Here is a 12,015-nt window from a genome sequence, read left to right on the forward strand (position 1 = left end):
TCGGGCGGATGCCTCTCAGTCGAAGAGCGAAGCCAGCATCATCGATGAGTTGCTGTGGCGCAGCCTGACCACCTTGTAGCCTTCCGCCTGCAACTGCGTCAGCAGCGCCGGCAGCATGGCGGCGGTGCGGGCATGGATGTCGTGCAGCAGGATGATACCCTTGCCGTTTGCCCTCAGCGAATTCATCGTCCGGGTCGCGACGGCGGCGGGAGAGACGCCGAAATAATCCTTGGAGTCGATCTGCACGTCCAGCACGACCATGCCGTTCGAGGCCACCCATTGGCGCAGGCGCCTGGTATCTGCAAGGTAGGGGAAGCGGAAGAAGCCGGCATCCTCGTGGGTGACGCTGATCACCGCATCGCGCCCCTTTTCGATCTCGGCAATGGCCGCATCGAAGGAAAGGTGCTGCAGATCGGCATGGCGATAGGTATGGCTGCCAATCGCGTGCCCGGCATCGACGACCTTGCGGGCGATTTCCGGATGGGCCTTGGCCATCTGCCCGACCATCAGGAAAGTCGCCTTGACGTTGTATTCGTCGAGGATGGAGAGGATCTTCTCCGTCTTCTTCGGCATCGGACCATCGTCGAAAGTCAGAATGACCTCCTTGTTGGCGAGCTTGATGTCGGAAAGCGACGAGACGGTGAGGGTGCGGCCGGAAAGGCTGCCCGGATTGTTGAAACGCCCCCAGGCGACCGGCGTCAGCGCCACCGGCGAATCCGCTTCGGCCTTCCTGACCGGGCTGGTCGAGGAAATCGCCTTGGCGGGCGCAAACGAGGTGGCAAGCGAGCCGCTCTCGGTTTGGCTGCGACCGGCGCAGGAAGAAAGAAGGCACGCGGCGGCAGCGGCGACGCAAAGGACGCGGACAAACATGGGAGCGACTCGGCTAAAAAGTGACTAAGGAGTTGAAGTGAAGTCACATTCGCCGATTATGGTTAACGACTGGTTAGCTGTCTACGAACGCAGATCCCGAAAGCCGATCGTCTTCATGACCAGCCGATGTTGTTTGCGGAGCAGGGTGAAGGCTGGTGCTCAATACGACCATGGCTTCATAGATAACGCCGGGCCTAATTACCGCTGCGATGCAGCGTCGATCTGCCGAAGGAGATCGTCGCCAATTCCGCATCGAGAATGATCTTAGCGACAGCCAAGCTCTCGGTGAACATCATTCTCTCCCCGCTTGTCGTCCAGGCGGCCTTTCGTTCAAGGGAGGAAGGGGCGAAGTCACCCCGCCATCGCCTCTTCGTATTCCGACGACAGCATCAGCCATTCCTCTTCGGCGGCCGAGAGTTTGGCGGCGGCTTCGCCGCGTTCCTTTGCCTTCTGGGCCGCCTTGGCGGGAGCTTTTTCGTAGAGCGCGGGATCCGCAAGCTCTTTATCAAGAACCTTGATCAGTTTCTCGAGCTTGGCTGTCACGGCCTCGATTTCGTTGATCTTTTTCTTGAGCGGCGCGAGCGAGGCGCGTTTTTCAGCATTCGCCTTGCGCTGGTCCGCCTTCGAGGACAGATCTTCGGTCAGTTCAATTTTTTCTTCTTTTTTTTTACCGGAGCTGACGATCAGGTTGCGGTATTCCTCCATGTCGCCTTCGAAATTCGACACGGTGCCGTTGTTGACCAGCCACAGGCGGTCGACGGTGGCCTCGATCAGATGACGGTCGTGGCTGATCAGGATGACGGCGCCTTCGTAGTCGTTGAGCGCCTCGATCAGCGCCCGGCGGCTGTCGATGTCGAGATGGTTGGTCGGTTCGTCGAGGATCAGCAGGTTCGGCGCATGGAAGGCGGCAAGGCCCATCAGCAGGCGCGCCTTTTCGCCGCCGGACAGGTCTTTGGCGGCCGTAGCCATCTTTTCCGTCGCAAGCCCCATCTGCGCCACGCGGGCGCGGACCTTGGCCTCGGGCGCATCCGGCATCAGCCGGCGCACATGGGCAACTGGCGAATCCGCCGGCACGAGGTCGTCGAGCTGATGCTGGGCGAAGAAGCCGATCTTCAGGTTCGGCGCCAGGCGAATATCGCCGCTTTCCGCCTTGAGGCGGCTGGCGATGAACTTGGCGAAGGTCGACTTGCCGTTGCCGTTCGAACCGAGCAGGGCGATGCGGTCGTCATTGTCGATGCGCAGCGTGATGTTCTTGAGGATCGGCTTGCCGGGTTCATAGCCGACGGCGCCGTTCTGAATCGCAACGATCGGCGAGGCGGGCTGTTTTTCTGGCTCGGGAAAGGTGATTGGCTGCACGTGGTCCTCGATCACCGCGGCGACCGTACCCATGCGCTCCAGCGCCTTGACGCGGCTCTGTGCCTGCCGGGCCTTGGTTGCTTTCGCCTTGAAGCGGTCGATGAAGCTCTGCAGGTGCTTGCGGGCGGCCTCGTTCTTGGCCTTCGCCTTGGTCTGCAATTCGTCGGCCTCGGCCTTCTGCCGCTCGAACTGGTCGTAGCCGCCGCGGTAGAAGGTCAGTTTCTTCTGGTCGAGATGCACGATGGCGTTGACCGCGTTGTTGAGGAGGTCGCGGTCATGGCTGATGATGATGACCGTGTGCGGATAACGCCGGATATAGTCTTCCAGCCATAACGTGCCTTCGAGATCGAGATAGTTGGTCGGTTCGTCGAGCAGCAGCAGGTCGGGCTCCGCAAACAGGACGGAGGCAAGTGCCACCCGCATCCGCCAGCCGCCCGAAAACGACGAGGCGGGACGGGACTGGGCTTCCTGGGAGAAACCGAGACCGGCGAGAATGCTGGCGGCGCGCGCCTCTGCCGAATGCGCGTCGATGTCGACGAGCCGCATCTGGATGTCGGCGATGCGGTGCGGATCGGTGGCGGTTTCCGCTTCAGCCAGAAGTGCAGCGCGCTCCTTGTCGGCGGAAAGCACGATTTCGATCAGCGAATCCTCGGTGCCCGGCGCTTCCTGCGCCACCTGGCCAAGCCGGGCGCTCTTTGGATAGGAGACCGAACCGGTCTCCGAGCCCAGCTCACCGGTGATGACCTTGAACAGCGTGGATTTGCCGGCGCCGTTGCGGCCGACGAGCCCGGCCTTGGTGCCCGCCGGAAGCGTCACGCTGGCGTTGTCGAGAAGGAGACGTCCGGCAACGCGGGCGGAAAGTTCGGTAATCGTGATCATGGCGGGGGTTTTGGCCGAAACCCTGTTTGTTGGCAAGGGCACCGATGGACCGGTATTTCGCTGTGCCGAGGGAAACAGAAGAGAATTGCACGCTCTGGTAGATCGTTGAGGCGGCGCCGCCGCCGGTCGCGATGATGCGACCGAACTTCGATCGGGAGAGCGAATGTCATGAGAGTAACGAGATTGACTTGGTCGATGCTGCTGTCGGCATCCGCGCTGATGATGCCACTCAGCGCCGGGGCGGTGGAGTTTACCTGCTGGAGCCCTGGCGGTGCCCTGTTGGCGAGCGCCGCCGGCGGCTACTGGACTGCGGAACGAATCGCCAACGCGATTCCGTTCGGGGAGACGATTGGCCGGGGCGAGGGTGGTCTCTCCGAACAACGTCGCGGCCTCAAGGATACCGAGGCGGAGCGAGCGCCGATCAATGACGCGCCCTATAAGTTCGGAGGCAAGCTGCTGTTTACGCTCGGCGGCGCGGATTACACGGCCAGCGCTCAGTTTGTCGCGGATGATCGGATCGTCATGAGTGCCGCCCATGCCGCCTGGGGCAACGGCAACCAGGCCACCAATATCCGCTTTTATCAAGGCTATGCGGGCGGTGGCGGAACTCTCTACCAAATCGACCGGGTGGCGGTGCTGTTGCGCTGGACCGAGGTGTCCGGGAACCCACCGAGCATGGCGCGGTCGCAGTTCGACTATTCGGTGATGCGCACCACCGCGGCATCCGCGGTCGGCAAATATGAACTCGGCATTGACGGCGCCCATGTCGATGACAATGTGACGATCACCGGCTACCCCGGGCGGCTTGATGGCGGCGAATACATGTATCGGGAAACGGCCCGCATCACCGTGCAGGCCGGCACCGCCTATGACGCCGGCCCACATCCCATGTATGGCGGCGGCGCAAGCGGCGGGGCGTGGTTCGTGACCGCCAACAACGTCCACAAGGCGGTCAGCGTCGTCTCCAGCGGCGCGCCGGACGGCGTCTACGGGCCGAGTTTCACCCAGGAAACCGCCGATCTAATCGCCATCGTCAAGAACGGTTGCCCATGAATAGCAGCATACGGGCCAGCGGTCTCGCCGCATCGGCCTGGCGTCCGCAGAGGCATCCGCGCTGTTCAGGCGGCAGGGTCTGAATGGCGCGAGATGATCTGCAGCGATCTCTTGTTGAAAATGACGATGCGGTGCTGCCGCACGCCGATCAGCCGCTCGCTCTTCCAGGCCTGGAGCTGCGCATTGATGCGTGGCCGGCTGGCATTGATGAGCTGGCCCATGCGGCTCTGGGAGATCGATTTTTCGATGAGGATGCCGTCGCTGGTCGACCGTCCGTGCGAGGCGCCGAGATTGAGCAGGAGACGCGCAAGGCGAGTCTCCAGCGGGTAAAGCGCCATCCCTTCCGCGAACATAATGGTGCGGTGGAGCTTCCGGGCGATCGTCCGCATCAGATACGAAGACACCTGCGGGATCGCCGAGAGTTCGTTGAAGGTTTTTCGGTCGATTTCGAGCAGCCGCGTCGTTCCGCAGATCGCCGCGTTCGAGGAATGCCGGTAGTTGAGAGCGAACTCGATCTCGCCGACTGCGTCCCCCGGTTGAAGGTCGGAGAAAATCACCTCATTGCCTTCCTCGGATATAAAATAAAGATAGATGCCTCCGGAGAGTATAATATAAAGTGTATCGCAAGAATCGCCGCTCAGAAACAGGGTCTGTTGATCTTTGTATACATTTATATTTGTCTTTTTTGCAAACGTAGAAATAACGGCGTCATCCGCGGCGCTAAATAATTCCATCTTTCTTATTTCGTCCGAAATCGTCGGATTCTTCATCGTTTTCATCTGCTCGTGACCACCCTGAAGTCGGAAACATGGCTGCCGTGTGTAGGGGCGATATTTAGCAAAAATGCAAATCAGGGTTGTTACATGTGTGACATATTTTCAGATTTAAATATCCTAGGTTGTGCTTGTGCAAATGATGCTCCGAGGAAGCCGGTGCCGTGAGCACAGATGCCGTCACCGCATGGTGTGGTGGCGGCAACCCAAATGAGGAGATGTATTATGACCATTTATATGGGGCAGAAGGCGATCAAAGCCTTCAGCGCACAGGCGGCGGCGGGCCAGCCCTACAGCATCACGGTTCTCAACGAAAACGCGAAATGGCAGCAGTTTGCCCTGTTCCAGACGATCCCACAGGTTATCGGGCCGTCGGTCGACCCCCTGTCGCTGGCATGGATGGTCGGCGGCGCCGCCGCCGGTACCCCTGACCAGCCGAGCACGTCTTCCTTCAACTGGACGATCGATTATTCCGTGACGGTTGGCTACATTCAGCAGCAGGGTACGCCCGGCTCGCCGCGTTCCTTCCAGACAGCGAGCTCGGTCGGCGTCATGATCGACAACCAGAATCAGGTGCCGGTGACCTATCAGGGGCCGTTCCCCTATGGCGCTCCCGGTTTTCCGGCGGGGCCGTCCGACGCGACCAAAGGCCTCATCCTCGCCAAGGCCGACGACACCATTCCGACCGTCCTGGTGCAGGCCAGCAAGAACGTCTATCTGAATGTCGGCATCGCCATGGCCACCAAGCCGACGATCGCGGTCCAGCTCGAACCCAGCCTCTTGTACCAGTTCACCCCGAAGCCGAAATATTACATCCTCGCCGGCTCTTTCGTCCAGGGACAGGTGATCGACACCGCCACGTCTTCGGCGGCCTACGAGGTGAGCTTTGCCGGTGTCACGGATGTCTCCGTTCGGTTCACGCAGAAGAACCAGTTCGTGCCGGCATAATTCCGCCGGCCTGCTGGTAGGACAAGAGGGCGGCCGTCGGACGTATTGCTATCAGTCGCCGATCTTCGTTCGCAAAACAGAAAGGCCGTGGGAAACCGCGGCCTTTCTGTTTTGGAAACCCTACCCCTCGGAGGATGATCGTTTAGGCGCTCCGCCGTGAAGCGCGACGATCATTCGCGGATTGGCCTTGGCCGTTTCAAGCGCCGTCCCGGCCTGCAGGCGCAGTTCTTGCGGTGAAAAGGCGTCTGCGGTCAGCGCCGCACCGACCGAAAGACCGATCCCGCTCGTACCATCGGAGGCGGCGAAGACGAGATTGTCGGTGATCGAGGCGATCAGCCGTTCGGCGATCGGCTGCACGCTGTCGCGGCCGACGTCGCGGAAGACGAAAGCGAAATCGCCCTTGCCGATACGCGCCAGGAAATCGTTTTTCTTGATCGCCTTGCGGAAGATCGAGGCGGCCTTCTTGACGATCCGGTTGACGGTGGGATCGCCGTAGGTACGGGCGAAATGCGGCAGGTCGGTAATCGTCACCAGGAAAAGGGCAGTATCGCGGCTGTCGGCATCGACGCCGTAGAGGGCCTCCAGCCGTTCGGCAAGCGCGGCATGATTCGGCAGGGAGGTCAGCCGGTCGCGCAGGGTCACCGAGCGGGCAATCGACGCTTCGCGTTCAGCCTTGACGAGACGATCGGCACCCGAGCGAAGAATGGCTTCCAGTTCGGTTTCGGCGACCACGGCATCGGAGAGCGAAACGCTTAAGTATTCGATTTCGGCCAGAATATCCTCAGGTCCCGCGGTGCTGTCCTGGCGCAAGCTGCGGGCGACGGTTTCCAGCACCCGGCTGAAACCCTTTTTCTGGGCAACGCCGCTTGCCATCTTGTCCCGGAGTTCCAGCAGCAGCTTTATTTCCTGATCGCGACCTCTGACCGGCATGAGTGCCACGAAGGCCGGAAGCTGATGACGCAGCCCCATCTCGTCGAGCACCGTCTGCGAAGGACCGGCCGTGAGCGCCAGCACTTCGCGCGAAAGGGCGGGGTCGCCGCCCAGGAGTGCCTCGTGGAAGAGTTCGTAATTGCGCGGCAGGCCGCTCACGTCCAGCTTCGCCATCAGCTGGACGACAGCCTGCAGGCTGCGATCCTGTGCCATTCTGCTCACTTCGCCGGCCATCTCTCGTCTCCACAGGTGTTCTATAGTGCGACAAGGAATGTGGGACCGGTTTTAACATTTGCTGAAAAGGGCCGGATCGTCGGGAGTTACGGTTAAGGGACCGTCGAAACGGTCGATCGAATGCGATCCATGAAATTTCCTGATTGGATTCAAAAGGCAATTTGCTTTCAATATCGCCAGCCGAATGTTCAGATCAGGAGCCTGCCGTGACCCGTATTCTCTATTCGCTCTGCGGCGCCGACGAGAGCCGCCCGTTTTCGCCGCATTGCTGGAAAGTCGTGCAGGCGCTTGCTCACAAGGGCCTCGATTTCATCGAGAAGCCGACGCCGTTTACCGAGATACCCAGCCTCGAAGGCGGGTTTTCGAAGACGGTACCGATCCTGAGGGACGGCAACGAACTGATCCGCGACAGTTTCGAGATCGCGCTCTATCTGGAAGAGGCCTACCCGGACCGGCCGACGCTGTTCGGCGGCCCGGCCGGCAAGGCGCTTGCCCGGTTCGTCGAGGGTTTTTCCCAGATGGTGGTGCATACGGCGATCACCAAGATCGCGGTCAAGAATATTCATGACATGCTCGGAGAGACGGACCAGGTCTATTTCCGCACCAGCCGCGAGGCCCGGCTCGGCAGGACGCTGGAGGAGATGGACGCGAGCCGCCAATCTGAGATCGACGGTTTCGCGCCAAAACTGGAGCCGATCCGCCACGCCCTGAAATATCACGACTTCATCGGCGGCGACGGCCCGCTTTTCGTCGACTACATCCTGTTCGGCGCGTTGCAATGGATGCGCATCACCGCCGGCGCCAAGGTGTTTTCCGATGACGACCCCGTCGGCTTGTGGTTCGAGCGCTGCCTCGACCTGCATAATGGCGTCGGGCGCAGTGTGACAGTGGCGTGAAATTGCCCGAACCCCCTTGTTTCCAGTGAAAGGGGCGGGTAAAGACCGCCCACTTTCCCCCTTAGTCACGGGGCCACAGGAAACGAAGGATAGAACGATGGCGATTGAACGCACGTTTTCGATGATCAAGCCGGATGCCACCAAGCGTAACCTCACGGGCGCCATCACCAAGGTGTTTGAAGACAATGGCCTGCGCGTCATCGCTTCCAAGCGCGTCTGGATGAGCAAGCGCGAAGCAGAAGGCTTCTACGCCGTTCATAAGGAACGTCCGTTCTTCGGCGAACTGGTCGAAGGCATGATCTCCGGTCCGACCATCGTTCAGGTTCTGGAAGGCGAAAACGCCATCCTGAAGAACCGCGAGATCATGGGCGCCACCAACCCGGCCAATGCCGACGAAGGCACCATCCGCAAGACCTTCGCGCTGTCGATCGGCGAGAACTCGGTTCACGGTTCCGACGCTCCGGAAACCGCCGCCCAGGAAATCGCCTACTGGTTCTCCGAAACCGAGATTGTCGGCTGATCTAAGCCCGTCTCGACGGACGATTTTGATGAAACCGGGGCTCTGGCCCCGGTTTTTTCGTTCTGGGATATTCGGCTTCCGTCTGTCACGTCACGCCGGGCAGTCGTCGGGCTGGGCGTAGTCGAGCGTCCCATCCGGCTTGAAGACTTCCGGGTTCCGCTCATAACCGGCTCCGAGCACCAGCGGCTTGCTGGGAAGCACCGACTGGTCGACGTCCGAGACGAGCTGGGTCTTCAATTCCTGCAATGTCCGGCCGCCCGCATCCACCAGCCGGATATCCACGGAATAGGGTTTGTCCTTGCGCACGCAGCGGACATTGGGGCTCTGCAGGGTGATCTTGTTCCATGCGGGGAAGATCTTTTCGTTGATGACGATCGGATCGCCGCCGGCGGGGTCGTCGAATTTGGCGATTGCCACGGTTCCGTCCGGGATCGGCCCGGTCTTGTTGAGCGTCACGAGATAGGTGGCGCTGGCGACCCGGTAATTGAACACGAAGATATGCCCGCTCACCTCCACCAGCTTTTCGGTTTCCCGCTGGCATGCGGAAAGGGCAAGGGCTGCAAGGCTGAGAACCATAAACCGGCGCATCATGACGCGGCCTCCTTCTTCCTGCGATGATAATGGCGGCTGGCTTTGACGCGGTTGCCGCACACCGCCATGTCGCACCAGGTGCGGCTGCGGTTGCGGCTTCGGTCGAGGAACAGCCAGCCGCAACTGCCGCAGATCTTCATCCGCGAAATCTCTTCGTCGGCAAGCAGCCTGAGCGCCGAATGGGCGGTCGCCGCCTCCAGCGAATTCCTCTCCGCACGGCGAAGGATCGCCGCCGTCGCTTCGAGGAAATCGGCAAGCAATGTCTGCCCATCGTCGCCGAGAACCCGGGCGCGAAAATAGCGGTCGATCGCTTCGCGTAGCGTGAGAAACGGCGTGTGGTTCTCAGCTCGGACGGGCGCAAGATCGCCGAACAGCGTCCGTTCGGCCGAGAACTTTTCGGCGGCTTCCGGAAAGGCGTGCATCTGCTGCGGTTCCGCAAACCGGTCGATGCTACGTGTCGGATCGGAGCGCAGGATGACGCTGTTGGCAACATCCAGCGCCAGCGCGCCGCCGGCAAAACGATGCGGGGTCCAGGAAAAGTTCATGCAATATTATAACTGGTAAAATGAGATTGACCAGTTATATTCGTCATCGCTATCGGAGTGCCCATGGCCTATCTCTTGCAGCAACTGGCGAACGCGGTTCCGCTGGCGGCGCTCTATGCGACGCTCGCCTTCGGGTATGCGATCGCCTTTGCCGTGACGAAGCGGGCCGACATCACCTATGGCGCGATCTTCGCCTTTTCCGGCCATCTCTATCTGCTCTTCGCCCATTTCAGCTGGAACCGGCTGTGGCTGATCCTGCCGGCCGCATTGGGGCTCGGTGCTGCGGCCGGGATCGCCGGCGGCATAGGGGCAGGGGTAACGATCGGGCAATTCGTCATGCGCCCGCTTGCAAAAATCTCGCCGAATGCCGTGATCGTCGCCTCGCTCGGCGTGCTGATGGTGCTGATGGAGGGCGCTCGCATCGCCGCCGATACCCGCGAACTCTGGCTGCCGCCCTTCCTCAACGACGCGGTCGTCTTCTGGCATGCAGACGGCTTTCCGGTGACCCTGACGCTGATCCAGCTCGCCAACGTTGCCATCATGCTGGCGACCGTCGGCGCGGGCTATATGGTCCTGACACGCACCCATTGGGGCCGCATGTGGCGGGCGGTTTCCGACGACCCGTTGGCGGCCGAACTGTCCGGCGCCAATTCTTCACGGGTCTTCGTCGTGGCTTATGCGGCGGCAGCGCTTTATGCCTCGATCTGCGGGCGTGCTCGCGACCTCCCACTTCGGCACGATGGATTTTGGTGCCGGCCTGCTGTTCGGCCTGAAAGTGGTGCTGATCGCTGCGGCCGGCGGCCATTCCAACCCGCTGCGTGCCGCCGTCGGCGCCGCCGTCATCGGTTTTGCCGAAACGCTCTGGAGCGGCTACGGCCCGATCGTCTGGCGCGACCTTTTTGTGGTCGCGGCGCTGGTCATGGTGCTGGTGATGAGCCGGCGGGAACGAGTGGTGCCGTAGATCACCGCCACTTGTCGCGGGCAGTGTCGTCGGTATCTTTCGCGGCGACCCAGTCGCCTTGACGGCCGTCGGCGGCGTGTTCCTTCTTCCAGAACGGGGCCGAGGTCTTCAAAAAATCCATGACGAAATTGGCGCCGTCAAAGGCAGCCTGCCGGTGTGGGGCGGCGGCGATGACCAGCACGATGTTTTCGCCGGGCATGATCTTGCCGAAACGGTGGATGGCGGTGAGACCGAGCAGCGAAAAGCGATCGATCGCCAGTTCGCCGATGCGAAACATCTCCGCTTCCGCCATGCCTGGATAGTGTTCGAGTTCGAGTGCCGACAATGCACCCTGTTCGTCGCGGCAGAGGCCGGTGAAGGTGACGACGGCGCCGACGTTCTTGCGGCCGGCGGTCAATGCTGAGATTTCGGCTTGCAGGTCGAAGTCGGTCGACTGGACGCGGATGGTGGGAGCGGTCATCGGTAACCCCTTCCTCTCCGCGCTGGGGAGAAGTGGGATGTTCCGCAACTGGCGCCGGCCCCAGCCATTATCACCCGCCCGTCATCGGTGGAAAAATGCCGATCTCCCGCGCGCCGGCGATCGGTTCGTCGTGTTCGGCATGTTCCTGGTTGATGGCCACCCGGATGACGTCCGGGAACTGCAGCGCGTTTTCATATTCCTCGCCGAGCGTCGTCAGATGGGCGAGCAAATCACGCACGGTGACGACGCTTGCCGGCAGGTCGAGGTCTTCCTCTTGCCTGCCGATCCGTTCGCGCACCCAGGCGAAATAGACGAGTTTGACGGTCATTCTTCGTCCACCAGATGTTTGACGCCGGCCTTGAAGTAATCATAGCCGGTATAGAAGGTCAGGAATGCGGCGATCCACAGAAGCGCGATGCCCATCTGGGTCGTGTAGGGCACGATCTTGTCGCCGGCAGGCCCGGCGAGCAGGAAGGCGATCGCCACCATCTGGATCGTCGTCTTCCACTTGGCGATGCGCGTCACCGGCACGGAGACCTTCAGAGCGGCAAGATATTCGCGCAGGCCCGAGACGAGGATTTCGCGGCAGAGAATGGTGATTGCCGCCCAGAGCGACCATCCGGCGATCGTCTGGTCGGCGGCGAGCAGCAGCAGCACCGCGGCGACCAGCAACTTGTCGGCGATCGGGTCGAGCATGCGGCCGATATTTGACGTCTGGTTCCAGATGCGGGCGAGATACCCGTCGAGATAATCGGTGATCGAGGCGACGGCAAACAGAACCAGCGCCGTCCAGCGCGCCACATCGGAGCTTTCAAGCTGTCCTTCGATGAAGAAGCAGCCGACGATGATCGGCACGGCCACGATGCGCGCATAGGTCAGAAGATTGGGGATATTGTATGCGCGCGACGCCATGGGGAGCCTTCCGGATGTTTGCTCCTAGTTGATGTGTTGAGGCCAAGGCGTCAACAGGGTTTCGCGGCTTTTTTGCAGCCGATGGCG

Annotated in this window: 13 protein-coding genes and 1 pseudogene; 5 read left to right on the forward strand and 9 right to left on the reverse strand. The window is 61.1% G+C overall.

Annotation, left to right across the window (positions count from 1 at the left end; translation table 11 throughout):
• Positions 1 to 15: 15 nt before the first annotated feature.
• On the reverse strand, positions 16 to 870 hold the full coding sequence (locus ACZ9IU_RS07675; protein WP_038541717.1) for a polysaccharide deacetylase family protein: 855 nt from the start codon (positions 868 to 870) through the stop codon (positions 16 to 18).
• A gap of 351 nt (positions 871 to 1,221) precedes the next feature.
• Complete coding sequence (locus ACZ9IU_RS07680) at positions 1,222 to 3,105, reverse strand: ATP-binding cassette domain-containing protein (protein ID WP_038541720.1); 1,884 nt, start codon at positions 3,103 to 3,105, stop codon at positions 1,222 to 1,224.
• Positions 3,106 to 3,273: 168 nt separating this feature from the next.
• Here ACZ9IU_RS07680 and ACZ9IU_RS07685 point away from each other — a divergent pair, with 168 nt between their 5' ends.
• Complete coding sequence (locus ACZ9IU_RS07685; RefSeq protein WP_157885098.1) at positions 3,274 to 4,158, forward strand: hypothetical protein; 885 nt, start codon at positions 3,274 to 3,276, stop codon at positions 4,156 to 4,158.
• Between the two features lie 65 nt (positions 4,159 to 4,223).
• Here the strand turns inward: ACZ9IU_RS07685 and ACZ9IU_RS07690 are convergent, their stop codons facing one another.
• Positions 4,224 to 4,937 (reverse strand): Crp/Fnr family transcriptional regulator, encoded by a 714-nt coding sequence (locus ACZ9IU_RS07690; protein ID WP_080719139.1) that lies wholly within the window; start codon positions 4,935 to 4,937, stop codon positions 4,224 to 4,226.
• A gap of 219 nt (positions 4,938 to 5,156) precedes the next feature.
• Between ACZ9IU_RS07690 and ACZ9IU_RS07695 the strand changes: the two genes are divergently transcribed.
• On the forward strand, positions 5,157 to 5,879 hold the full coding sequence (locus tag ACZ9IU_RS07695) for a RhiA family protein (RefSeq protein WP_038541729.1): 723 nt from the start codon (positions 5,157 to 5,159) through the stop codon (positions 5,877 to 5,879).
• A gap of 120 nt (positions 5,880 to 5,999) precedes the next feature.
• Here ACZ9IU_RS07695 and ACZ9IU_RS07700 read toward each other — a convergent pair whose 3' ends face one another.
• Positions 6,000 to 7,043: a GGDEF domain-containing protein gene (locus ACZ9IU_RS07700; RefSeq protein WP_051899679.1), complete on the reverse strand. Its 1,044-nt coding sequence runs from the start codon at positions 7,041 to 7,043 to the stop codon at positions 6,000 to 6,002.
• Positions 7,044 to 7,249: 206 nt separating this feature from the next.
• Here ACZ9IU_RS07700 and ACZ9IU_RS07705 point away from each other — a divergent pair, with 206 nt between their 5' ends.
• Positions 7,250 to 7,939, forward strand: coding sequence for a glutathione S-transferase family protein (locus ACZ9IU_RS07705; protein ID WP_038541732.1), 690 nt, complete (start codon positions 7,250 to 7,252; stop codon positions 7,937 to 7,939).
• 97 nt (positions 7,940 to 8,036) lie between these two features.
• Positions 8,037 to 8,459, forward strand: a complete 423-nt coding sequence (gene ndk / locus ACZ9IU_RS07710) for a nucleoside-diphosphate kinase (RefSeq protein WP_038541734.1) — start codon at positions 8,037 to 8,039, stop codon at positions 8,457 to 8,459.
• A 90-nt stretch (positions 8,460 to 8,549) separates the two neighbouring features.
• On the opposite strand, the gene ACZ9IU_RS07715 is transcribed toward ndk, so the two are convergent.
• Complete coding sequence (locus ACZ9IU_RS07715) at positions 8,550 to 9,050, reverse strand: hypothetical protein (RefSeq protein WP_038541736.1); 501 nt, start codon at positions 9,048 to 9,050, stop codon at positions 8,550 to 8,552.
• On the reverse strand, positions 9,047 to 9,595 hold the full coding sequence (locus ACZ9IU_RS07720; RefSeq protein ID WP_038541737.1) for a CGNR zinc finger domain-containing protein: 549 nt from the start codon (positions 9,593 to 9,595) through the stop codon (positions 9,047 to 9,049). Before ACZ9IU_RS07720 ends, ACZ9IU_RS07715 begins: the two co-directional genes overlap by 4 nt.
• Before the next feature lie 63 nt (positions 9,596 to 9,658).
• On the opposite strand from ACZ9IU_RS07720, the pseudogene ACZ9IU_RS07725 reads away from it, so the two are divergent.
• Positions 9,659 to 10,556: pseudogene (locus ACZ9IU_RS07725) on the forward strand (branched-chain amino acid ABC transporter permease).
• Position 10,557: 1 nt separating this feature from the next.
• On the opposite strand, the gene ACZ9IU_RS07730 reads toward ACZ9IU_RS07725, so the two are convergent.
• The 3 genes from ACZ9IU_RS07730 to pgsA form a co-directional block, all read right to left on the reverse strand.
• Positions 10,558 to 11,016 carry a molybdenum cofactor biosynthesis protein MoaE gene (locus tag ACZ9IU_RS07730; protein WP_038541741.1) on the reverse strand — a complete coding sequence of 153 codons (459 nt, stop codon included), beginning with the start codon at positions 11,014 to 11,016 and terminating at the stop codon, positions 10,558 to 10,560.
• 70 nt (positions 11,017 to 11,086) lie between these two features.
• The gene (gene moaD / locus ACZ9IU_RS07735; protein ID WP_038541744.1) at positions 11,087 to 11,344 is read right to left on the reverse strand and encodes a molybdopterin converting factor subunit 1; all 258 of its coding nucleotides are present in this window, start codon (positions 11,342 to 11,344) and stop codon (positions 11,087 to 11,089) included.
• Positions 11,341 to 11,928: a CDP-diacylglycerol--glycerol-3-phosphate 3-phosphatidyltransferase gene (gene pgsA, locus ACZ9IU_RS07740; protein WP_038541747.1), complete on the reverse strand. Its 588-nt coding sequence runs from the start codon at positions 11,926 to 11,928 to the stop codon at positions 11,341 to 11,343. Before pgsA ends, moaD begins: the two co-directional genes overlap by 4 nt.
• Positions 11,929 to 12,015 lie beyond the last annotated feature (87 nt).

It is taken from the genome of Mesorhizobium sp. USDA 4132 (assembly GCF_056279545.1).